At 56.8% G+C, this 23625-nt stretch carries 22 protein-coding genes; 9 read left to right on the plus strand and 13 right to left on the minus strand.

Translation table 11 applies throughout. From position 1 onward, the window contains the following. Positions 1-159: 159 nt before the first annotated feature. The 5 genes from EPD60_RS02000 to rpsO all read right to left on the minus strand — a co-directional run bounded on the left by EPD60_RS02000 (position 160) and on the right by rpsO (position 5565). Entirely contained in the window at positions 160-975 is an 816-nt protein-coding gene (locus EPD60_RS02000; protein ID WP_131446320.1) for a M48 family metallopeptidase, read from the minus strand. A gap of 106 nt (positions 976-1081) precedes the next feature. Beyond that, the gene (plsY, locus tag EPD60_RS02005) at positions 1082-1738 is read right to left on the minus strand and encodes a glycerol-3-phosphate 1-O-acyltransferase PlsY (protein WP_131446322.1); all 657 of its coding nucleotides are present in this window, start codon (positions 1736-1738) and stop codon (positions 1082-1084) included. A gap of 72 nt (positions 1739-1810) precedes the next feature. Continuing rightward, the gene (gene prmA / locus EPD60_RS02010) at positions 1811-2617 is read right to left on the minus strand and encodes a 50S ribosomal protein L11 methyltransferase (RefSeq protein ID WP_131446324.1); all 807 of its coding nucleotides are present in this window, start codon (positions 2615-2617) and stop codon (positions 1811-1813) included. A gap of 90 nt (positions 2618-2707) precedes the next feature. After that, positions 2708-5146, minus strand: coding sequence for a polyribonucleotide nucleotidyltransferase (gene pnp / locus EPD60_RS02015; RefSeq protein ID WP_131446326.1), 2439 nt, complete (start codon positions 5144-5146; stop codon positions 2708-2710). Between the two features lie 149 nt (positions 5147-5295). Continuing rightward, entirely contained in the window at positions 5296-5565 is a 270-nt protein-coding gene (gene rpsO, locus EPD60_RS02020) for a 30S ribosomal protein S15 (protein WP_131446329.1), read from the minus strand. A 198-nt stretch (positions 5566-5763) separates the two neighbouring features. Here rpsO and EPD60_RS02025 point away from each other — a divergent pair, with 198 nt between their 5' ends. Beyond that, entirely contained in the window at positions 5764-6375 is a 612-nt protein-coding gene (locus EPD60_RS02025) for a MiaE family protein (protein WP_131446331.1), read from the plus strand. Here the strand turns inward: EPD60_RS02025 and EPD60_RS02030 are convergent. From EPD60_RS02030 to EPD60_RS02055, 6 genes are all read right to left on the minus strand, one after another. After that, positions 6372-7409, minus strand: a complete 1038-nt coding sequence (locus tag EPD60_RS02030; RefSeq protein ID WP_131446333.1) for a GSCFA domain-containing protein — start codon at positions 7407-7409, stop codon at positions 6372-6374. The two genes, EPD60_RS02025 and EPD60_RS02030, sit on opposite strands and share 4 nt — an antisense overlap. Then, positions 7410-8270, minus strand: a complete 861-nt coding sequence (locus EPD60_RS02035; RefSeq protein WP_131446335.1) for a hydroxymethylglutaryl-CoA lyase — start codon at positions 8268-8270, stop codon at positions 7410-7412. 6 nt (positions 8271-8276) lie between these two features. After that, the gene (gene rlmB, locus EPD60_RS02040; protein ID WP_243647741.1) at positions 8277-9047 is read right to left on the minus strand and encodes a 23S rRNA (guanosine(2251)-2'-O)-methyltransferase RlmB; all 771 of its coding nucleotides are present in this window, start codon (positions 9045-9047) and stop codon (positions 8277-8279) included. Positions 9048-9232: 185 nt separating this feature from the next. Next, positions 9233-10483, minus strand: a complete 1251-nt coding sequence (gene metK, locus EPD60_RS02045) for a methionine adenosyltransferase (RefSeq protein ID WP_131446337.1) — start codon at positions 10481-10483, stop codon at positions 9233-9235. A gap of 75 nt (positions 10484-10558) precedes the next feature. Continuing rightward, positions 10559-12067: a DUF4270 family protein gene (locus EPD60_RS02050; RefSeq protein ID WP_131446339.1), complete on the minus strand. Its 1509-nt coding sequence runs from the start codon at positions 12065-12067 to the stop codon at positions 10559-10561. Positions 12068-12108: 41 nt separating this feature from the next. After that, complete coding sequence (locus EPD60_RS02055; protein ID WP_131446341.1) at positions 12109-12924, minus strand: glycogen/starch synthase; 816 nt, start codon at positions 12922-12924, stop codon at positions 12109-12111. Positions 12925-13014: 90 nt separating this feature from the next. On the opposite strand from EPD60_RS02055, the gene panC reads away from it, so the two are divergent. The 8 genes from panC to amaB all read left to right on the plus strand — a co-directional run bounded on the left by panC (position 13015) and on the right by amaB (position 22794). Continuing rightward, positions 13015-13857, plus strand: coding sequence for a pantoate--beta-alanine ligase (gene panC / locus EPD60_RS02060; RefSeq protein WP_131446343.1), 843 nt, complete (start codon positions 13015-13017; stop codon positions 13855-13857). 49 nt (positions 13858-13906) lie between these two features. Then, positions 13907-14251, plus strand: coding sequence for an aspartate 1-decarboxylase (gene panD / locus EPD60_RS02065; RefSeq protein ID WP_131446345.1), 345 nt, complete (start codon positions 13907-13909; stop codon positions 14249-14251). A gap of 49 nt (positions 14252-14300) precedes the next feature. Next, a complete protein-coding gene (locus tag EPD60_RS02070; protein WP_131446347.1) occupies positions 14301-15332 on the plus strand; it encodes a lysylphosphatidylglycerol synthase transmembrane domain-containing protein in 1032 nt (343 codons plus the stop codon). Between the two features lie 21 nt (positions 15333-15353). Then, entirely contained in the window at positions 15354-17444 is a 2091-nt protein-coding gene (gene ppk1, locus EPD60_RS02075; RefSeq protein WP_131446349.1) for a polyphosphate kinase 1, read from the plus strand. Beyond that, the gene (locus tag EPD60_RS02080) at positions 17425-18327 is read left to right on the plus strand and encodes a Ppx/GppA phosphatase family protein (RefSeq protein ID WP_131446351.1); all 903 of its coding nucleotides are present in this window, start codon (positions 17425-17427) and stop codon (positions 18325-18327) included. Before ppk1 ends, EPD60_RS02080 begins: the two co-directional genes overlap by 20 nt. 59 nt (positions 18328-18386) lie before the next feature. Beyond that, a complete protein-coding gene (gene panB, locus EPD60_RS02085) occupies positions 18387-19202 on the plus strand; it encodes a 3-methyl-2-oxobutanoate hydroxymethyltransferase (RefSeq protein ID WP_131446353.1) in 816 nt (271 codons plus the stop codon). Between the two features lie 124 nt (positions 19203-19326). Next, the gene (locus EPD60_RS02090; protein WP_131446355.1) at positions 19327-21255 is read left to right on the plus strand and encodes a TonB-dependent receptor plug domain-containing protein; all 1929 of its coding nucleotides are present in this window, start codon (positions 19327-19329) and stop codon (positions 21253-21255) included. A 12-nt stretch (positions 21256-21267) separates the two neighbouring features. Beyond that, on the plus strand, positions 21268-22794 hold the full coding sequence (gene amaB, locus EPD60_RS02095) for an L-piperidine-6-carboxylate dehydrogenase (RefSeq protein ID WP_131446357.1): 1527 nt from the start codon (positions 21268-21270) through the stop codon (positions 22792-22794). 144 nt (positions 22795-22938) lie between these two features. Here amaB and EPD60_RS16780 read toward each other — a convergent pair whose 3' ends face one another. Together EPD60_RS16780 and EPD60_RS02100 are read right to left on the minus strand one after the other, a co-directional pair. Then, positions 22939-23076 (minus strand): hypothetical protein, encoded by a 138-nt coding sequence (locus tag EPD60_RS16780; protein ID WP_165871371.1) that lies wholly within the window; start codon positions 23074-23076, stop codon positions 22939-22941. Between the two features lie 76 nt (positions 23077-23152). Continuing rightward, positions 23153-23605 carry a VOC family protein gene (locus EPD60_RS02100; RefSeq protein ID WP_131446359.1) on the minus strand — a complete coding sequence of 151 codons (453 nt, stop codon included), beginning with the start codon at positions 23603-23605 and terminating at the stop codon, positions 23153-23155. Between the last annotated feature and the right edge of the window lie 20 nt (positions 23606-23625).

Consider the following 23625-nt stretch of genomic DNA (forward strand, 5'->3'; position numbering starts at 1 on the left):
CAGTTAACGAATTGGGCGTTGGTTTTCCGGGTTACGGATGTGCAAAAGTACCTATAATACGGCAATTTGCCAAGGCGAAACACAGAAAAACCCCGCCGGAGCGGGGTTTTAGCGCGTTGAAAGCCGGAAATAGGCCTCTGGTAAGGGTTTTCCCGAGGTCTATTTTCCCATCGGTTTGTAATATTTCATGGCTTCGGGCAGCCATTCGCGGATCTGGCGGATACGCGTTTCATCCGAAGGGTGGCTGCTCAGGATCTGCGGCGGCTTCGATCCACCAACCTGCGCCATGCGCTCCCAAAGGGCAACAGCTTCGTTGGGATTGTAGCCGGCCATCGCCATCCAGATCAGTCCATAATGGTCAGCCTCCGACTCCTGCTTGCGGGAGAACGGCAGGGTGCCTAATACGGTAGAACCTACGCCGTAAGCCTGAAGGAAGATGTTCTGGGTTTCAGCGGGGCGGTTGGAAAGGGCAAGCGAAAGCGCAGAACCCAGGCCCTGCTGCACCATGCCCTGGCTCATTCGCTCGTTACCGTGCTGGAAAAGCGCGTGCGAGATCTCGTGGCCCATTACCGCGGCAAGCGCCGCTTCATTGCGGGTAACCGGGAGCAGGCCGGTATAAACGACGATTTTGCCTCCCGGCATACACCAGGCGTTGATCTGGTTGTCGGAAACGAGGTTGTATTCCCACTTATAGCCTTCCAGACGATCCATGATTCCTTTCTGACGGTGATAAGTAGTAATGGCGTTTACCACCCGCTGGCCCACCCGGCGCACCATTTCTGCGTCGCGGTCGGCGGAGGGGCTGACCACTTTGTTTTCGCTGAGAAACTGGCGGTATTGCTGGTTACCCATTTGCTGCAGTTCCGATTCGCTCACGAGGCTGAGCTGGTTGCGCCCGGTAATAGGGTTGCGCGAGCAACCGATGATCATAGCCGAGCCGATGATAAAGGCCGATACGGTCTTAAGGATCTTCATACGTGTCATTTTTTTAGTCTGGGTCAAAGATGATACCAACACAGCCAAAAAACAAACGTCCCGCAGGCAGCAGGACGTTGGTATAACAAATCATTTAAGGTTGGGCTTACTTGCCGAGGTGCCGGCGGCCCTGGCGCCGGTCGCGGTGCTTCAGGATCGGAACCTTGTTTTCGTTGCCTTTCAGGATACGCCCGATGTTCTTTTGATGCGTCAGTAAAACGAGCATTCCCACCGTAACAGCGAAGATGCGGTACAGGTGTTCCGGTTCGTTGAAGATGAAAAGGATAAAGATCGGGAAGGCCACAGACGCAAGAATTGAGCTCAGCGATACCCAGCGGGTGAGGTAAAGTACGAGGATAAAAATGCCGACGCAACACAAAGCCACATTCGGCTGAATCCCGAGCACCATCCCGAAGAGCGATGCGACTCCCTTTCCGCCCCTGAAATTCGCCCACACCGGGAAGATATGGCCGAGCACAGCGGCAAGACCAAGGCCGAGCTGCATGTTCACCAGGTACAGGTCGTCGTGAAAAGCGGCCGGAAGGAAAAAGACGAGCTTGACGGCGACAATCGCTTTAATCATATCCACGATCATCACAAAAGTGCCCCATTTCGGGCCGAGCACGCGATAGGTATTGGTAGCACCGGAATTGCCGCTACCGTAGTCGCGGATGTCGATGTTGAAAAAATGCCTGCTGGTCCATACCGCCGTGGGAATGCTCCCAAGCATGTAGGCGACCAGGATCACCAATAGTTCATTCATGTGCGACAGGTTGAAGTGCGGCCAAATTTAGGGCAATCGGCCGGCATGCGGGTGTTAAATACGGCCGTTCCTTTATAATTTGTTAACGAAGCCTAAGGAAATCCACCCATTTTTTTCCGTATAACGGTGAGGCTCATATCCTTTTTCACTGTACGCCTCTTCAATAACCGGCCGGTCTTCCACAAGCAGTCCGCTCAGCAGTAAATAACCGCCCGGCACATTGATCCGCGCCAGCTGATCAACGTGTTGCAGCAGCACGTTGCGGTTGATATTGGCAATGATCACATCGTACTGCCCCGCCTCCGGCAGCACGGAGCTCAGCTTTACTTCAACACGGGTACATCCGTTCCGTTCGCAGTTCTCTTCGGCGTTTTCGATGCTCCAGGGGTCGTTATCGATCGCAAGCACGGACGCAGCGCCGAGCTTTTCCGCCAGTATGGCCAGCACACCGGTGCCGGTGCCGAAGTCAAACACCGTCTTGTCTTTGAAGTCGACGGTCTCCATCGCCTGCATCACCTGCCAGGTGGTGGCGTGGTGGCCGGTACCGAAACTCATTTTCGGTGTGATCACTAGCTCGTGCTTCACGCTTTTAATCGGCTCGTGAAAATGCGCCCGCACCGCCACGAAGTCGTTGACGATCACCGGCGGGAAGTTTTTCTCCCACTCGGCATTCCAGTTGCGCGCTCCGATCACCTCGGTGCTGTACGAAAAGCCGCGAAGGATCTCCGTGACATCTTCATGCGAAACGGAGCCCTCTTCAATATAGGCGAGTATGCGGTCGTCCTGCTGCTCGAAGCCGGTAGCTATCTCGGATAGCAGCCCGATGGCAACTTCCTGCTGGGCGGGTTCGGCGGGTATGTTAATCAGAATATGGTTCATATTGTATTCAGTAAATCCGAAATCAGAGATCGGAGATCCAAAAATTGAAAAGGCTGTCGCGAGACAGCCTTTTCATCATTTTATCATCAATCAGAGCAGGTCATCGGGACCAAGCTCGGGATGGCTTTGCTGGGGCTGCTCCGGCTGCTGTTGCTGCTGGGAGGCGTTGCCTTCGCTTTCGCGCTGCGGTTGGTTGTCGCCGTCACCGCTGCGGGCCTCGCGACGCTCTTCGCGGCGGTCGTTGCGCTCGCTGCGGCGGTCTCCGCCACGGTCATCACGACGGTCGCCACGTCGATCATCGCGGCGGTCCCCGCGGTCGCGGCGATCACCTCCACGGTCATCACGACGATCACCGCGTTCCGGGCGCTCGCGACGCTCCTGCTCCACGTGACCTTCGGGCTTCGGAAGCAGGGCCTTGCGGCTCAGCTTGAATTTACCGGTCTTCTGGTCTACGCCGATCAGCTTGATCTTCACCATATCGCCTTCGTTGAGCACGCCGTCGAGCGTTTCAAGACGCTTCCAGCTCACTTCGGAGATGTGCATGAGGCCCTGCTTGCCGGGCATGAATTCAACAAAGGCGCCATACGGCATGATGGACATCACTTTGCCTTCGTATTCGCCGCCCTCTTCGGGTACTTCCACGATACCTTTCACCCAGGCCAGTGCCTTGTCTACGCCTTCTTTCACGGCGCCGAAGATGGCTACCTCGCCCTGGTCGTTCTTTTCTTCGATGTTGATTGTCGTACCGGTTTCGCGCTGGATCTGCTGGATGATCTTGCCGCCGGGCCCGATCACCGCGCCGATGAACTCGCGGTCGATGAAGATCTTCACGGTGCGCGGTGCATGCGGCTTCACGTCTTCGCGTGCGGCCGGCAGGCAGCGTTCCATGGCTTCGAGGATGTGCATCCGTCCCTGGCGGGCCTGCTCGAGGGCAGCGCGCATCACGTCCATCGAAAGACCGTCCACCTTGATGTCCATCTGCACACCGCAGATACCATCGCGGGTACCGGTTACTTTGAAGTCCATGTCGCCGAGGTGGTCTTCATCACCCAGGATATCGGTCAGGATTGCGTATTTATCGCCTTTCGTGATGAGACCCATGGCCACACCCGAAACGTGCTTGCGGAAGGGAACACCGGCATCCATCAGGGCGAGACAGCCGGCGCAAACCGTTGCCATCGATGAGGAGCCGTTGGATTCGAGGATGTCGCTCACCACGCGCACGGTGTAGCTGTACTCGCCACCGGGCATCATCTGCTTCAGCGAGCGGAGGGCCAGGTTGCCGTGGCCTACCTCGCGGCGGCCGGGGCCGCGGAGGAACTTCACCTCACCTGTAGAGAACGGGGGGAAGTTGTAGTGGAGGATGAACTTGGAGTAGTCCGACTTGGCGGCGCTTTCGATGAGCAGCTCGTCGAGGGGCGTGCCGAGGGTTACGGTGGTCAGCGACTGGGTTTCACCGCGGGTGAACAGCGCCGAGCCGTGGGGACCGGGGAGCACGTCTACTTCCATATCGAGCGGGCGTACCTGGTCGAGCGAGCGGCCGTCGAGGCGTACCCGGTCGTTCAGGATCATATCGCGTACGGTATGGTATTGCAGGTCGCTGAGGTAATCGCCGATCAGCTTCTTGGTCAGCTCGGGCAGCTCGCCGCCTTCGGGCAGGAGTGTCTCGGCCTTGATGGCGGCGGTTACTTCTTCTTTTACTTTTTTGTAGGATTCCTTGCGCTGGGCCTTGGGCTCGTTGGCGCGGGCGATCTCGGCCATGCGCTTTTCGCCGAGGGCGTTCACGCGGGCACGCAGCTCTTCGTCGTGCTGGGGTTTGGGGTAGTCGCGCTTGGGGCCGACACCAACCATGTCGCGGAGTTCTTCCTGGGCCTTGATCTGGACCTTGATGGCTTCGTGGGCGAGCTCGATCACCTTCACGAGGTCTTCTTCGCTGCACTCCTTGGCTTCACCTTCCACCATCATGATGTTCTTCTCGGTGGCGGCGATAATGAAGTCCATATCGGACTGCTCCATCTGCGAGCGCGTGGGGTTGATGATGTATTCGCCATTGATGCGGCTCACGCGTACTTCGGAGATGATCTCCTGGATGGGCACGGTGGAAACGGCAAGGGCGGCGGAGGCGGCGAGGCAGGCCATCGCGTCGGGCATAACTTCCGGGTCGGAAGAAACGAGCGTGATGATTACCTGTACTTCGCAGAAATAGTCTTCGGGGAAGAGGGGGCGCAGGGCGCGGTCAACGAGGCGGGAAGTAAGCACCTCGTAATCGTTGAGGCGGCCTTCGCGCTTGAAGAACGAGCCGGGGATGCGGCCGGCGGAGGCGAACTTCTCCATATAGTCTACGGAGAGGGGGAAGAAGGACTGGCCGGGCTTGGGCTCCTCGGTGGCCACCACGGTGGCGAGGAGTACGCTGTTGCCGCAGCGGACGGTAACGGAGCCGTCGGCCTGGCGGGCGAGGCGTCCCGTCTCGATGGTCACCTCGCGGCCACCACCGATATCAAATGTGCGGGAAAATTTTTGGGTCAACATAAAGCTGAAGAATTTAATGTTTGGAGTGTTTCTCAGAGGTAGGCGGGCTCCAAACGGAGTTGAAAGTGGCGCGCACGCGGGCACGAAGGCAGGGGGCCTTAAAAGAAAAAAGCCCTCCCGGACACGGGAGGGTCGGGAGGGGCTTTAACTTATTTACGGATACCCAGCTTCTCAATGAGAGAGCGGTAGCCTTCCAGGTTGTGCTTTTGCAGGTAGTTCAGCAGGCGACGGCGCTTACCTACGAGCTGCATGAGACCACGGTGGGTAGAGAAATCTTTTTTGTTCTGCTGCAGGTGGGCAGAGATCTGGGCCATACGCTCCGTGATGAGCGCGATCTGACCTTCAATAGAACCGGTGTTCTGTGCATTGCCGCCGTACTGGGAGATGATGGCGGCCTTCTTTTCTTTTGCTAACGGCATTTTTTGAAATTTTGGAGGTATCCCCATTGGATACCCAAACGTTTACTTATTTTGGCTGCAAAGGTAGGGGAATTGCGTAAACGAGACAAGTTTCGCTTTAAAAGACCCTCAAAATCAGCCCCAAAGTCCGGAAATTGCCGGTCCTCCCCTATTCTTAACTCCGGGCCACAGTACCCTAAAACCCAGAACCTTTCGTTCATGGAACCTTATTCCGATGATACCCGGGCCATCCTTGGCCTCAAACTCCCTACCGACCCGCGCTGGGTTGACCTGGCCGCCCTTTCGCTTGAAGCGATCCTTACCGACCATGCCTGGTGCGAGCAAAAGGCCGCCATCACCTGCATCTCCCTGGTCCAGCGCTTCTGTGAGTACGAGGAACTGGTAACGGCCTTGTCACCCGTAGCCAGCGAGGAATGGGGCCATTTTCGCCTGGTGGTTGCCGAACTCAGACGACGGGGGCTCCGGCTGGGACGACAGCGAAAGGACGAATATGTGGGCCGCCTGCTTGAATTTGCCAAAAAAGCGGGACGCGTGGAGGAGCGCTACCTCGACCAGATGCTTTTCATGGCGATGGTGGAAGCGCGCAGCTGTGAGCGTTTCAAGCGGCTCAGCGAGGGGCTCGCCGACGAACAGCTACGAAAGTTTTACCGGCGTTTCATGGAAAGTGAAGCAGGCCACTATACGCTCTTCATAGGCCTTGCCGAAGCGCGCTTTCCGAAGGAACGCGTCCGCGATCGCTGGGCAGAGTGGCTCCAGTTCGAAGCCGGAGTGATCCGGAACCTGGAAGTACGGGGCGACCGGATCCACTAAGCTCCCTGTTCGGGTCCGGGATCCAGGTCTGTGTTTCCGAAATATTGAATCTCTTTTTGGAAATCCAGGGAGGGCCAGGTGGCCTGCAGCCGTGTTGCCTTTTCGAGATGGGCGGCGAGAAACTTCTGGTGGGCTTCCGTATCCGGGAAGGAAGGCTTGTGCTTCCGCGCGATATTCAGCCTGCGGATCTCTTCCAGCAGCTTACGGTCCTCCTCCGACACATATGTTTTCAGGAAATGCTCGAGCACAAAGCCGGTAGCCAGGTAATTCGGATGCACGAGGTCTTCCGCGTAAAAACGGTAATCGCGCAAAATGTCGACGACCAACTCATACGAAGGGAAATAATAAAGCTTATCGAATTTGCCCACCAGGTGATGCACCGCTTCCAGGAGGCGCGCCTTGCTCCTGTTGTTCTCCACTACCCCGTCGCGGATATGACGCACCGGTGAAATGGTGAAGATGATGCGCAGTGCCGGGTTGAAGCGAAAGAGCATGTGCAGCGTGTTGTCGAGGGCCGACACAGTTTCGTCGATCGTGAGCAGGTGCTTGCGAAACCAGCCCGCCGGCGCGCGGTGGCAGTTGGCCACGCCGCCGCCTGCAGCGAGGGGTTGCGCAGGCCTTGTGTCTTCGTCTGCCAGCCGGTAGCTGAACGAAGAGCCCAGGGTGATGATCAGCCAGCCGGCCGATTTCAGGAATTCATGGGCCTCCGCCTGTGCCGCATTGAGGCTTCCGATCACGGCATCCCGGTCGGTGCCGGAAAAGCGCCCATGGTGATTCCAGCTATGCCAGGCTTCGTTCAGGTAGAAAACGTCGGCTTCCGAATAAGGTTGCGGCTGCAGGTACGACTGCAGGCTCCGGCATACCGAAACGGGATCGAACAAAATACCCGAAGGGTTCTGGAGCACGCGGAATTTCAGTTCCTGCAGCGCTGTGCCGATGTGTTCGGTAAAACAGGATCCGATTGAAAGGATCGACGCGCCGGGATGCAGCCGGACGCCGGGATCGGGGATATTTACGGGCAGCATCAGTTCCATCTACACGAAGATTTCGCCGGCCATCCGGAGGCTGTCCTGTAAGGCAGCCTTGTCGAGGCCGAGGCTGTGTCCTTTTTCTTCAAAATACGAGATAAGCCATTCGGTATTCATGTTGCCCACGAGTTCGTCGTTGGCCATCGGACAGCCGCCGATACCCTTCAGCGCACCATCGAAGCGGCGGCAGCCGGCATCATAGGCGGCGGTTACTTTCTCGCGCCAGCCTTCAGCGGTGGCATGCAGGTGCACACCGATCTCGGTGCCGGGCAGCGCATCCACCAGGTACTTTGTAATCCGCCCGATCTGCTCCGGCGTTGCTACGCCTACTGTGTCGGCCAGCGATATCACCGGCACGCCAAGGGCCACGATACGGGCCACCCAGTCGAACACGATTTCTTCGCTCCACGGATCACCATAAGGATTACCAAAACCCATCGAGATATAGACGACAAGCTCCTTGCCGTTGGCGACGCAGAGGTGCTGAATCTCGCGCACCCGCTCCATTCCCTCGGCAATGGTTGCATTTGTATTGCGCTGCTGAAAGGTTTCAGACACCGAAAACGGAAAGCCGAGATAGCGCACCGGCGCCAGGGCGACGGCCGTTTCCGCGCCGCGTGTATTGGCGACGATGGCCAGCAGCTTCGAATTACTTGTCTCCAGGCGAAGTCCCTCAAGCACGGCGGCGGTATCGGCCATCTGGGGAATGGCTTTCGGCGAAACAAAGGATCCGAAATCGATCGTGTCGAAGCCCACCTGCAGGAGCCGGTTGATGTAGCGGATCTTTTCTTCCGTCGGGATGAAGGTCTTCCAGCCCTGCATGGCGTCGCGCGGGCACTCAACAAGCTTCAGCGGTCTTTGCGTCATGGTGGATCAATTATTTTGTAGGCGCTGTTTCATGGCTTCGTAGAGGATCATACCGGTGGCAACCGAAACGTTGAGCGACTCAAAGCTGGTGGGCATCGGGATCCTGAACTGCTCGTCGCAGATCTTACGCAGCGCCGGGTGAATGCCACGCTCCTCCCCGCCCATTACAATCGCCACGGGCTCCTTGAAATCGATGTCGAAAATCGTGGTTGCGGCTTCCATTTCGGATGCCAGAACGCGGATGCCGTTGAGCCGCAGTTCGTCCACTGCCTTCATGAGGCTGTTGACCCGGCAAACGGTGATCTGCTCCAGTGCGCCGGCCGATGTGAGCATGGCGTCTTCATTGAGGGCGCCAACGCCTTTGTCGGGGATGATGAGGGCCTGAACACCCATACTCCATGCCGTGCGGGCGATGCCGCCGATATTGCGGATATCGGTCACGCCATCGAGGATAAGAAACAGCGGCGTCTCTCCTTTTTCCACCACCCAGGAAATCACTTCCTGCAGGTCCTGGTAGAGCACCCGGGAAATGAGCGCCACACAGCCGCCGTGATCGCCCAGGTTGAAGCCATTGAGCTTTTCTACCGGAACATAATTTACCGGCACACCGAACTTTTCGGAAGCCTTCCGCATTTCGCCCTGCAGCTGTGCCGGGGCGTTCTTTTGCAGGAAAATACGGTCAAGAGAGCGGCCTTCTTCCAATGCCTGGAGGATGGCCGTCCGGCCTGCCAGCAGCATATTCTTTTTCGGTCGTTGCGGGGAGCGGAAATTTTTCACGCGTCAAAGGTACGCGAAGATTAATGCGGTAATGCGGTAATGCGGGGTAATGCGGGGTAATGCGGTAATGCGGTAATGCGGTAATGCGGTAATGCGGTAATGAACGTGGTAGCGTACAAGTTACCAATTAACCAAAAGACTAATTAACCACTTAACAAAAAAGCCTCCTTGCGGAGGCTTTCGTATCAGATACCGAAGGCTTTTTTTACCTTGGGTACGTAGTCGAGTTTTTCCCAGGTAAAGAGTTCCACTTTCTTCTGGATGGTTTTACCACCCGGCTGAACGAACTCCTTTGTTACCACCTGCGGCTGGCGACCCATGTGACCATAGGCAGCGGTTTCGCTGTAGATCGGGTTGCGCAGCTTCAGGCGCTGCTCGATAAAGTAAGGACGCATATCGAAAATGCCCGCAACGATCTCGGCGATCTCCGCGTCGGTCAGCTCCACCTTGGCAGTGCCATAGGTGTTTACGTTGATCGAGGTGGGCTGGGCCACGCCGATAGCGTAGGATACCTGCACCAGCACCTCATCGCAGAGGCCGGCGGCTACGAGGTTCTTGGCGATGTGACGGGTTGCATAGGCCGCCGAGCGGTCAACCTTGGAAGGATCCTTTCCGGAGAAAGCACCGCCGCCGTGGGCACCTTTACCACCGTAAGTGTCTACGATGATCTTACGGCCGGTGAGGCCGGTGTCGCCGTGCGGGCCGCCGATCACGAACTTGCCCGTGGGATTGATGTGGTACTTGATATCGTTGTTGAACAGTTTCGCGTACTTTTTGTACTTCGTCTTTACCCGCGGGATGAGAATGTTGATGATGTCCTTGCGGATCTGCTCGGCCATCTTCTTTTCGGTATCGAAGTCGTCGTGCTGCGTCGATACCACGATGGCATCGATACGCACCGGACGGTTGTTATCGTCATACTCAAGGGTCACCTGGCTCTTGGCGTCGGGGCGCAGGTATTTGATCGCCTTGTTTTCGCGGCGGAGGGCGGCCAGTTCGATCAGCAGCTTGTGGGCAAGGTCAAGCGCGAGCGGCATGAAGTCTTCGGTTTCATTGGATGCATAACCGAACATCATCCCCTGGTCGCCGGCGCCCTGTTCTTCTTTCTTCTGGCGGTCAACACCCTGGTTGATATCGGAAGACTGTTCGTGGATAGCCGAAAGGATACCGCAGGAGTTGGCTTCGAACATGTACTCGCTCTTGGTATAGCCGATCTTACGGATAACGCCGCGCGCGATTTCCTGTACGTCGAGATAAGCCTTCGACTTCACCTCGCCCGCCAGCACTACCTGTCCGGTGGTGACAAGCGTTTCGCAAGCCACCTTCGATTGCGGATCAAAGGCAAGGAAATGGTCGATGAGGGCGTCGGAGATCTGGTCGGCGACTTTGTCGGGGTGGCCTTCCGACACGCTCTCCGAAGTAAACAGATAAGGCATGAGTGGCTGGATTGTTTAAGGTTCTGAAAAATAAAACAGGGTGCAAATATAGCACCCTGTCAAAAATATGCGTCTCTAAATACGGGACCAGACAACGCGCACCCGCATTCTTACCTGAGGGTTGGCGTTGGTGGGGCCGGCAAGCACCACGCGGCCATAGCCGATACGGGGAACGATGTTGAACGTGCGCGTTCTTCCTGAGAAGCGGTTGTCGGCAACCGTGTACCGGAAGGGAGCAAAAAGCTTCAGCTTCGTATTCGGTGCACGGCCCTGAACAATATTCTGAACGTGGCGGGAGATATTGAAACGGTAGGTGTCGTCGCCCTGGAGCGCGCCGCCGAAAAGCGAAGCAGCGATGGCACCTGTGGAGGGGTTCACCGAAAGCGAGTCATCGGCAATGGTGAGTGTATCGCGGCCGGTGGTTGTTCGGGTCAGATACAGGAACGGCGGTGCAGCCAGGCGATCCTCGTTGACGGTGTGAAGGCGCGTTGCGATCAGCTCAGCCCGGTGGATAACGCGGTTCGAATAACCGGTAAGGCCGGGAATGGTAATGATGGTTTGCGAGCCGGGATCCGACTGCACGAACACGCGGTCCTGCAGGCCGGAGTTAAGGTAGGTAAGCCAGTTGCCGCCATTGCCGTTGTTGCGGCGGCGGATCACGTTGGCCTGGCTGCCGCGAGGCTTCACGCCGGCGCCGGTATTGACAAAACCACCGCCAAAAACACCATGGTAGAAATTGACGGAAGTCGTATCGGTGATACCATCGCGCTTGGTAGTGTAGTACACTGTGAGCTTGGTGCGCAACGTATCTACTAGGTTGAAGTAGGTGAACGCATTACCCCTGGTCTCGTCGGTGCGGAGGGCCAGGCCCGGGAAGTTGCGGAAGAAAGAAGCACGGTCGCCATAGACCAGCGAAGGATCTGCGTTGATCAGGCGGTTTACGAAGTTACGACCATTGGCATCGTTGAGGCGGATACGCAGCGTCCCCGTCACAAACGTCGTATCGCGCCTGCGGATGATACGCTGCGAGTCTTTCAACTTACCCGGAGTATAAGAGACTGCACCCAGTTCGCTGCCATTAACGGCAAAGTCGGGCGCCTTCGTGGAATAATAGCTGCTATCGTTAAAGCCGGAATTGGCCGCGATCTCGTAAAGCTTCACGCCCTGCTCGATTGCAGAGTCACCGTAAATGCTTGTATAACCGATATTCAAAAAGGCCGAATCGTATAGCACACCAGGTGTGGTGGCCGATACCAGGGAGTCCTTATTGTAGAAAGGATATACATCAAAGGCTTTGGGGCCGAAGTTGAAATAAATATTTGCTTTCGAGTTTCCGAACTCCGGGTCGTTGGAAATCGTACCCAGGGCCAGTTCGTCGTTGGAATAAAGGACGGTCGAATCCGACCAGTCTTCGTTCGCGATATTTACATCGAGGGTGTCTGCAAAGGTGTTGATGTTATCTACTGCCGGGATAAGCCCGCCGCCCAGGTCGGTTGCCTCATTGATCTTTCTGCACGATTCGATACCGATTCCAAAGGTGAGCACCATGGCCGTGCCGAGCAGCAGCCGTCTGTAATTCTTCACGCGGAAATTTTGTTCGTTTTTAATGTCGGATGGAGGTCTTCTTACTTACCCGCAAGGTCGACATACAACTGTAAATAGTCTGTTAAATCAGACTCTGCATTATAGGGCAGGGTCTTCTTGCCACGCACCTTGGAGAAGGCGCTCGCCAAAGCCGGATCGATCTGCTCGGATCCGAAGGTGATGGCATCGGCATGCGTTGCGCCGCCACGGAAAAGCGCCGTATTGGTGGCCTCCTTGAATACGTCGAGGTCTTTCTCCTTCAGCGACGCGTGGATCAGTGCCTTTTGAACGAAGTCGTCGCCAAGGCTTTCTTCAAACGTATTCTCACCGATGGTAAAGACCACTTTGCTGTGCGCGAAAACGGGTTCTTTCTTATATACGGTCTTCAGGTATGCCGGGATCAGGGAGGTCATCCAGCCACTGCAGTGGATGATGTCCGGGGGCCAGCCGAATTTCTTTACCGTTTCCAGCGCGCCTTTGCAGAAGAACACGGTGCGCAGGGCGTTGTCGTCGTACCACTGCTCGTTTTCATCGGTGAAGACGAACTTGCGCTTGAACAGGTCTTCGTTGTCGAGGAAGTAAACCTGCAGACGGGCGTTCGGAAGCGAGGCTACCTTGATCTGCAGCGGGAAGTCTTCGTTGTCGACCGACACGTTGATGCCAGAGAGGCGCACCACTTCGTGCAGGCGGTGCCGGCGCTCGTTGATGGTGCCAAAACGGGGCATGATGCAGCGTACCTCGAAACCGTTGTCATTCGCCTTGATCGCGAGTCGGTTGACGATCTCGGAGAACTCGGTCAACTCCAGGTAGGGCGACATCTCGTTGGCAATAAATAAAATTCTTTTCTTTGCTGACATTGTAAACCCGGTTTAAAGCCTGATAAAAAAGGTGTGCAAAGGTAACATTTTCCCGGCAAAGCCGCCGGAATCCTGAATCCTGCTTTTCCCATGTATATTTTTAAAACTGCCCGCGATCTTTCCGAGTTCCTGTCGCAAAGCCGCGCCGGCGGCCAAACGATCGGTTTTGTACCGACAATGGGCGCCCTGCATCCCGGGCACCTTTCGCTGATCCGGGAAGCCCGCGCCGCCAACGCAGTAACCGTCTGCAGCATCTTCGTCAACCCGACGCAATTCAATAATCCCGACGACTTCACCAACTACCCCAGTACGATCGACGCCGACGTGGAGCAACTGCTGACCGCGGGCTGCGACGTCCTCTTTCTGCCCCCGGTTGCCGAAGTATATCCGGCGGGCCATGTGAAGCGGCACTACGATCTGGGGCCCGTCGAGACCGTCCTGGAAGGCGCCTTCCGGCCGGGGCATTTCCAGGGGGTATGCCAGGTGGTAGACCGCCTGCTCGACCTCGTTGCTCCCGACCGCCTCTACCTGGGCCAGAAGGATTTCCAGCAATGCATGGTGGTCAGGCGCCTGCTGGAGCTCACCGGTCGCCAGGGTAAAACGGAGCTGGTCATTGTACCAACGATGCGTGAAGAAGACGGTCTGGCGATGAGCAGCCGCAACCTGCGCCTCAGCCCCGCGCAACGCAGCGCCGCCCTCGCCCTCTCGCGTGCCCTCGACCGCATCCGTACCGGGTTTGACAGCAACGACAACCGGGCATTGGAACAAGCGGCAACCGAATCCCTTCGTTCCGACGGATTCCGGGTCGACTATGTAGCCATCTGTGCCCCCGAAACATTGCTGCCACTGGAGAACAAGCAAAAGCCGGCCGTGGCGCTCATAGCGGCCACGATCGGCCCGGTACGGCTTATCGATAATATGGTCATCGAATAAACAGCCCGCCGGTTGCGATTGCCGTTTCAGGCCGTAACTTTGCGCCGCTATGACCGTAACCGTTTTAAAATCCAAGGTGCACCGTGCCGTGATCACCGAAGCCAATCTCAACTATGTTGGTTCGCTTACGCTCGATGAGGACCTGATGGAAGCCGCCAACATGATCGAGAATGAGCAGGTGCAGGTAGTGAACGTCAACAATGGCGAACGGCTGGAAACCTATCTCATCAAAGGCAAGCGCGGCTCCGGCGTTTGCTGCCTCAACGGGCCGGCGGCACGCAAGGGCATGGTCGGCGATGTGGTGGTGATCATCTCCTACGCCTCGATGGATTTCGAAGAAGCAAAAGCGTTCCGGCCCTGGATCGTTTTTCCGCGTGAGGGAAATAAACGTTAAGCACACCCGAAATAGTTGGCCTGTCTCCTCCCCCGCTTTAAATTGCCGTATGAAGAAGCGGGTGCTGACGATCGTACAATATCTCTTTTTCCTGGGGCTGGGGCTCTTCTTCGTATGGCTTTCGATCAAGGATATCGACGCTAACGACTGGGAGGCCATCAAGGGTGCCGTGGAGCGCTCACGCAAGTGGCTCATACTTCCCGCCTTTCTCCTGCTCACACTGGCTCATTACAGCCGCGCACTCCGCTGGCGGATCCTCATGGAACCGCTGGGCTACCGGCCAAGCCGCTTCAACGTATTTGCTTCGGTGATGATCGGCTACCTCGTCAACGCAGCGGTACCGCGTCTCGGTGAGGTAGTGAAATGCACCCTGCTGGCACGCTACGAAAAAACGCGCGTCGACAAACTCATTGGTACCATCGTAATGGAGCGTGCCGTCGACGTGATCTGCCTGGTGGCGGCTTTTGCTGCCGCCTTCGTGTTCCAGGGCCATGTCATTACCACCCCGATCGTCGAAAAGTTTTCCGACATCGTTAATGACGGCAGCGGTCACGTGTCGGCACGCAAGGTGATTTTCCTTCTTGGCGGGATTACCGTTGTGGTAGGCGGCGTCATCTTTTTCATGAAGCGCTTTGCGCACATCGACTTCGTCGGGAAGATCCGGGGCGTGCTCTCCGGGATCGGCCATGGGCTCAGCAGCATCCGCTTTATCCGCAATAAAGCAGGTTTTCTGTTTCACACCATGCTCATCTGGGGCCTCTACCTCTCCGGGACGACGCTGGGTATCTATGCGCTCCAGGAGACCGCGCATCTCGGCATCAACGGCGGACTAACCACGCTCGCCCTCGGCAGCATCGGGATGGTGGTGACGCCCGGCGGCATCGGCGCCTACCCGCTCCTCATCGGCAAGCTGATGAGTTGGTATGGACTCGACGAAGACACCATCGGCGTGGCCCTCGGCTGGCTGCTGTGGGTGGTGCAAACCCTCGTAACACTGATCGTAGGCCTCCTTTGTTTTGCCTACCTGTCGCACCATAATAAGAATCGCAGCCCGGAAAACGGCACAATTGTTCCAGAATAACCCGAAAGCACAGACAAGCCCATGAGTACGATCCGTAGAAAAATAATTCCCCGCGACATCAGCTGGCTCTCCTTTAACGGTCGCGTGCTCCAGGAGGCTGCCGACGAAACCGTTCCGCTACCGGAACGGATCCGGTTTCTGGGCATTTTTTCCAATAATCTCGACGAATTTTTCCGGGTCCGCGTGGCTACCCTGAAGCGTATGATCCAGTTTGGCGCCCGCGCCCGGATGCACCTCGAAAGCAATCCCGAGGCCATCCTGGAAGAAATCCAGATGACGGTGCTCAACCAGCAAAGCGAATTCAACCGCATCTGGGACGGGATCATGCAGGAGCTGCGGGCACAGAAGATCTTCCTCGTAAATGAAAAAGAGCTCAACGAAGAACAGCGGCTTTTCGTGGAAGAGTATTACGACAACGAGGTGAGCCCGAACGTCATCCCGCTCATGATCGAGAGCATCCCCGACTTTCCCTATCTCCGCGACAAGTCGATTTATCTCGGCGTGGTGCTGTCGCGCAGGGAAAGCGCGCTGCAACGCAAGTACGCCGTGATCGAAGTGCCCACGCGCTTCAACGACCGGTTCGTGATCCTGCCCTCGCCCGATAACGAAAAGCACATCATCCTACTCGAGGATATTATCCGGGCCAACCTGCCGACGATCTTTTCCTATTTCGGCTATGACCAGTATCAATCCAATGTGTTCAAGGTAACAAGAGACGCGGAGATGGATATCGAAAGCGACCTCTCCTCTACCCTGATCCAGAAGCTGGAGAAAGGACTCAAGAATCGTCGCAAGGGCAAGCCGGTTCGCTTTGTATATGACAAAGAAATGGACCCGGGCCTGCTGGAATACCTTATCCGCCGGATGAACCTCACCAAGCGCGACAATCTTATCCCCGGCGGGCGCATCCACAACTTCCGGCACTTCATGGATTTTCCGCAGGAGGTGTTTGCCGTAAAGAGCAGCCGCCGCAAGCCGTTCATGCATCCCCTGCTCGAATGGCGCCGCACCACGGACGTGGTGCTGGAACGTGATGTGCTGCTGAATTTTCCGTACCACAGTTTCAACCCGGTGATCGACCTGCTGCGTGAGGCGGCGATCGACCCGGATGTGACTACCATCAAGCTCACCTCCTATCGACTCGCCAAAAACTCCAAGATCGTCAACGCGCTGATCAATGCGGTGCGCAACGGCAAGCAGGTGACGGTGATGCTGGAGCTGAAGGCCCGCTTCGACGAAGAAGCCAACCTCGAATGGAAAGAACGCCTCGAAGATGAAGGCGTGAAGGTGCTGATCGGGATTCCCAACATGAAGATCCACGCCAAGATCTGCCTGATCCGCAAGCGCCTCCACGATCGCATCATTCATTACGGCTTTGTAAGCACCGGCAACCTCAATGAAAGCACATCGAAAGTATATGCCGACCATTGCCTGCTGACATCCAACCGCGCCATCATGGCCGATGTGAACCGGCTATTCAATTATATCGAGCATTACAAGACGGGCAATCATTTCCTGAAGGCCTGTAAAACCCTCATCCCAAGCCCGGTTTTCGCCCGTAAAGAGATCCTGAAGCTGATCGAAAATGAAGTAAAGGCCGCCCGGAAAGGAAAGCCGGCGCTCATCACCGCAAAGATGAATTCCCTTTCCGATGAGGAAATCATCGATGCGCTGTATGCCGCCGCCCGCGCCGGCGTGGAAATACGGCTCATCATACGCGGTATCTTTTGCCTCCTGTCGGAGCAGGAGCGCTTCGCAAAGCCGATGACGGCGATCTCGATCGTGGATGAATACCTGGAGCATGCGCGCGTCTGGATCTTCCTGAACAACGGTAAGGAAAAGATCTATATCTCCTCGGCCGACTGGATGACACGAAACCTCGACCACCGCGTGGAAGCAACCTGCCCGATTCTCGACGAGCGCCTCAAAGAGGAACTGCAGGATATCATCCGCATCCAGCTCCAGGACAATATCAAAGCCCGCGTGCTCGATAACGCGCTCAGCAATCGCTACGTGCAGCACGAGCACCAGCCGCCGATCCGCTCGCAGGTGGAGATCTATAATTATTTGCACAACAAAATCATTACGGAAAGTGAAACTGGCAGCAATTGACATAGGGAGCAATGCCGGCCGTCTGCTGATCACCGATGTGGTGCAGGCCCCGGGCGGTGAAGTGGATTTTATCAAGACGGCCCTCGTACGTGTGCCCTTGCGCCTCGGCTTCGACGTATTCGAAACGGGTCGGATATCGCCCGAGCGTACCGAGATGCTGCTCAAGACGCTCGAGTCGTATCGCCTCCTGATGGAGGTGTATGGTGTGAAGCATCTCAAAGCAGCCGCCACATCGGCGATGCGCGATGCGGCCAACGCGGCTGAAGTAGTGGAAGAGATTCGCCGGCGCACAGGAATCGAGCTCCAGGTGATCTCCGGCGGCGAAGAGGCCCGTATCGTTTATGAGAACCACATCGCCGAAAACCTCAACAGCCAGGAGTCTTACCTGTACATCGACGTTGGCGGCGGCTCTACCGAGCTGACCTTCTTCAGCGACGGCCGGCTGCTTTTCAAAGAGTCCTTTAATATCGGAACGATCCGCCTGCTGAAAAACCAGGTGCCGAAAGATGCCTGGGAGCAGATGAAGGACTATATCAAGCAATACACGCGTGGCCATAACCACGTGACCTGCATCGGCTCGGGCGGCAATATCAACAAGGTATTTTCACTTTCGAAGCGAAAAGAAGGCAAGCCGCTCAACCTGGACGGGCTGCGGAATTATTACAAGGAATTCAGCGCGCTTACGCTGCGCCAGCGCATGCAGCTTTACAAGCTTCGCGAGGACCGCGCCGACGTGATCGTTCCCGCGCTGCTGATTTATATCAACGTGATGCGCTGGGCCGATGCCGACGAGATCTTCGTTCCCAAGATCGGCCTGGCGGACGGTCTGATTCATACGCTGTATGATGAACTGAGCCGGAATGAACAGGTGCGTTGGGTCTGATCATCCATTATCCAGCAGGCACATCCGCCCATTCCCTAACTTGCGGCAAATAACCAGTCATGTCTGCTGCCGCCGAAGTAAAACGCATCACCACCGCTACGCTACAGAAGATGAAGGCCAGCGGTCAGAAGATCTCGATGCTGACCGCCTATGATTTTTCTTTTGCCCGGATGATCGACGGGGCGGGCATCGATGTGATCCTGGTGGGCGATTCCGCATCCAACGTGATGGCGGGCCACGAAACGACGCTTCCCATCACGCTCGACCAGATGATCTACCACGCCCAGTCGGTTGTGCGCGGCGCAAAGCGCTGCCTCATCGTAGTGGACATGCCCTTTGGTTCTTACCAGGGAAATGGCGATATCGCACTCGCTTCGGCCATCCGCATCATGAAAGAGACCGGCGCGCACGCCGTGAAGATGGAGGGAGGAGAAGAAATCCTTGATTCGGTGAAGCGCATCATCTCCGCCGGCATTCCCATCATGGCGCACCTGGGCCTGACGCCCCAGTCGATCTACAAATTCGGATCTTATAATGTTCGGGCAAAGGAAGAAGCCGAAGCCAACAAGCTCAAAAAAGACGCGCTCCTGCTGCAGGATGCCGGCTGCTTTGCCGTGGTGCTGGAGAAAATCCCGGCCACACTGGCCCGGGAAGTTTCCGACAGTCTCGAGGTGCCCACAATCGGTATCGGCGCCGGCGCCCATTGCGACGGCCAGGTGCTGGTGATGCACGATATGCTCGGCATCAACACCGAGTTCCGTCCGCGTTTCCTCCGTCAATACCTGAACATCCACGAGCAGGTGACCGGTGCGGTGAAGCAATATATCGACGATGTAAAGAGCGGCGGCTTCCCCACCGATGCGGAATCCTATTAAACGTTCCGAGTTCCGCTGATCGAAAATAGCACAAGGCTTGTCTTTGTCGAAAAATCTGGCATCTGACATCAGCCATCAGACATCCCACACCGACCTGCTATCTTCGCCGCGCAAACGCCAAAACATGACCCCATCCAAAAGAGGGCTTTCGCTCCTGCTGCTTGTATTGACAGCGGCGGCCGCACAGGCCCAGGAAAGCGATAAAGAGCTTGACCCCGTCACCGTTACGTCAGGTTACAACCCGGTTAAAACTTCCCGCACCGGCCGCAATATCGAGGTGCTGCGCGGCGAGCAGCTGCAGCGTCTTCCCGCCAGCTCCATCGACGAACTGTTGCGCTATGTGCCCGGCGTAGAAGTGCAGGCGCGCGGGCCGATGGGGGCGCAAAGCGATATCGTGATGCGCGGCGGCACCTTCCAGCAGGTGCTCGTGATCATGGACGGCATCCGCCTCAATGATCCCTTTTCCGGTCATTTCAGCACTTATTTTCCGGTAACACCGGCCGAGATCGATCGCATTGAAGTGCTCAAGGGCGCGGCCGCCGCGCTTTATGGCTCGGAAGCGGTCGGCGGCGTCATCCACATCATCACCAAAACATTCGCTGCAAGTTCCGGGCTTGCAAGCCGCGGACTGCAGGCGCAGGCCGGGGCGGGCACTTACCGCACACTCAATGGACAGGCCGGAGGTCACTTCTTCGACGGCCGGACCGGCTATAGCGGCGGGCTGCTGAGCAACAACAGCGACGGGCCGGAGCAGCGCGGAACGCGCGGCGGTTTCAATGTACACACCGCCTCCTTCGGGTTGCATTATTTCTTCACCCCGAAGGTGCGGCTCGCCTTCCGTTCCTCTTACGACGAGCGGGATTTCGCCGCGCAGAATTTCTACACACCCTTTTTAACCGACACCGCCGCCGAGCGGGTACGCACCTACTGGAACCAACTGTCGCTGGCGTTGGAGCGCCTTAAAGACCGCTTTACCTTCGATGCAGGCTATAAGGTCACGCGCGACCACTACCAGTTTAACAGTATTTCTACGGCCAATGAGAACCGCAGCGGTCTGTTACAGCTCAACGCGCGCAACGAGCACCGCTTCGAAGAGCGCCTGGTGCTGACCAGCGGCATCCAGTACAGCAACCGCTCCATTTCCTCGAACGACCGCGGCAACCACGGTGAGCACCAACTGGCCGGTGTAACGGCACTCAACTGGACGCTCGCGGGCAGGTTTACGATGGCGCCTGCCCTGCGCCTCGACTGGAACCAGCGCCGCGGTGCCGAGCTCGTTCCCCAACTGGCGCTCTCCTATCGCAGCGGCTCCTGGCAGCTGCGCGGATCTGTTGGCAAGACCATCCGCGACGCCGACTTTACCGAACGCTATAATAATTATGAAAAGTTGCTGGTAACCGGTGGCCGGATCGGCAACCCTGCACTGGAAGCAGAAAAAGCAATCGCTGCCGAAGCTGGCGCGGATCGTTTCGTCGGTAAAAACTTCCGCGTGTCAGCCAGCATCTTCCGTCGCTGGCACCGCGGCCTGATCGACTACGTGCCGACGGCCTATGCCGATATGCCGCGCCGCGAAAATCTTTCACCCACGGGGAGCTTTGCTCTTGCCCGCAATATTGCGTCAGTAAATATTACGGGTGCCGAGCTCGACCTCCACTATCGCCAGCCGCTCAAGGGCAGCGGGCGCTCCATCGACGGCTCCGCCGGACTCACCTGGGCCGAAGCAAAGAACAATAGTGACGTTGCGGGTTTTTACCTGACGTCCTTTGCCAAATACCTGTTTAATGCGCATGTTTCGTATAACAGCCCGCGCCTTGTGGTGGGCTTTACATCGATCTATAAACAGCGTGCTGCAACGGCAGAAGCGCCTGCCATCAAAGCAGAACTTTCGCGCGACTACTTCGTTCTCAACGGCAAGGTGAACTTCTTTATCTTGCCGCAGCGGCTTGGCATTTTTGTGCAGGCTGATAATATTTTCGACCGCCCCTACAGCGACCTTCTTGGTGCGCCGATGCCCGGCCGCTGGTGGCAGGGTGGTATACAGGTGAAACTTTAAAACACGATTGTTATGCAGGATATTTTAAAAGCCCTTGGCATCGCGCCGAAGAGCAGTGGTGCCAGCACGGGCACCCAATGGATCCCGGGTGGCGGGAAAGAGATCAGTTCCGTATCGCCGGTGGATGGCAAAGAAATCGGGTGCGTAGAGCTCGCAAACGACGCAGCCTATGAACAGGTGATCCGCAAGGCGCAGGAAGCATTTGCAGAATGGCGGATGTATCCTTCACCGAAACGTGGCGACATCGTGCGCCAGGTAGGCGAAGCGCTGCGCCGTTACAAGGAGCCATTGGGTAAGCTCGTGTCGTACGAAATGGGCAAAAGCCTCCAGGAAGGTTATGGCGAAGTGCAGGAAATGATCGACATCTGCGACTTCGCGGTGGGGCTTTCCCGCCAGCTGCACGGCCTCACCATGCACAGCGAGCGACCCGGCCACCGCATGTACGAGCAGTGGCACCCGCTGGGCATCGTCGGAATTATCTCTGCCTTCAACTTCCCGGTGGCGGTTTGGAGCTGGAATACGATGCTGGCCTGGGTTTGCGGCGACGTATGCGTTTGGAAGCCATCCGAAAAAACACCGCTTTGCGCCGTAGCCTGCCAGAATATCATCGCGGAAGTATTCCGGAAAAATAATGTTCCGGAAGGCGTTTGCGGGCTGGTTATCAGCGAGCGTGATCTTGGTGAGCGCATGGCTGCCGACGGACGTGTTCCGCTGGTATCGGCCACCGGCTCCACCCGGATGGGCAAGGCGGTGGGCGCTGCCGTGGGCGCGCGCCTCGGGCGATCCCTGCTCGAGCTGGGCGGCAACAACGCCATTATCATTTCGAAGGATGCCGACTTCGATATTGCCATCGTCGGCTGCGTTTTCGGCGCAGTTGGTACGGCCGGGCAGCGCTGCACCACCACGCGCCGCCTCATTATCCACGAAGACATTTACGAGTCGTTCAAAAACAAGCTGGTGGCGGCCTATGGGCAACTGCGCATCGGCGACCCGCTGGACCAGAACAACCATGTGGGTCCGCTCATTGACCGGGCCGCGGTTGATCAATACCTCGCTGCGATTGAAAAGTGCAAGGCCGAAGGCGGCAACTTCCTCGTGGAAGGCGGCGTGCTCCAAGGTGCCGGCTATGAAAGCGGCTGCTATGTAAAGCCCTGTGTGGCAGAAGCATTGCCGCATTTTGAAATCGTGCAGCATGAGACCTTCGCGCCGATCCTGTACCTAATGAAATACAAAACGCTTGATGAGGCGATCGCCATCCAGAACGGCGTTCCGCAGGGACTCTCGTCTTCGATCATGACGCTCAACCTCCGCGAGGCGGAAACCTTCCTTTCTTCGGCCGGCTCCGACTGCGGCATTGCCAATGTCAACATCGGCACTTCGGGCGCCGAAATCGGCGGTGCCTTTGGCGGCGAAAAGGAAACGGGCGGTGGACGCGAAAGCGGGTCGGACGCCTGGCGGATCTATATGCGCCGGCAGACGAATACGATCAACTACAGCACCCAGTTGCCGCTGGCACAGGGCATCCGGTTCGACCTCTAGTTTACGGGTATATATATCAAATCGTTATTGCAAAGAGGCTGCCGTATGCAGCCTCTTTGCAATTCATTTATTTCCAGGTAAATGGAATATATACGTTTCGACCGGCGGAAAATATTCCTTTAAACAATGGCTCGGTGAACCGTTTTACCTGGACAGCTTCTCTTTGAAGAAAAGGAAGACAACGATCCAGATCAGGCCCTTCACCAGGAAAAACAGGAAGCCGGCCCACCCTATGCGTTTGAGCCACAATTTGAACTTCGAAGGCTGCTTGTCTCCCGGCATGGCGGAAAGTTAACTCTTGCCGCGAAACAAAAAAAGGCGCCGGAGCGCCTTTGGAATTTTTCACACTTATCAACGGTCAATTGGCAGCAAGTTCCCCCGCATTAGCAGCGCCCTGCGCATTCATCATTTGCTTCAGTGCCGCTTCGTCCATAAACCCGATCTCCCACTGGTGGCCGTCGAGGTCAGCAAAGGAATGTCCGTACATCCAGCCATGATCCTGCGGATCGGCGTAGATCGTTCCGCCCGCTTCTACGGCGCGGCGTACCATTGTATCTACTGCCTCCCGGCTTTCGGCATCCAGTGCAATGAGCACCTCCGTCGTCTGGCGCGCATCGGCAATGGGCTTTTTGGTGAAGGCCGCAAAGTGCTCGTGGGTAAGCAGCATCGCAAAGATGTTGTCGCCGAGCACGAGGCAGGCGGCCGCATGGTTGGTGAACTGCATGTTGAAGCCGAAGCCGAGGTGCCGGAAAAAGTCCATCGACTTCTGTAAGTCCTGCACCGGAAGGTTGACGAAGATCTTATTTGCCATAGTGATTGATTTTGATAGCA

The organism is Flaviaestuariibacter flavus (genome assembly GCF_004337505.1).
In the GTDB taxonomy this organism is placed as follows: domain Bacteria; phylum Bacteroidota; class Bacteroidia; order Chitinophagales; family Chitinophagaceae; genus Flavisolibacter; species Flavisolibacter flavus.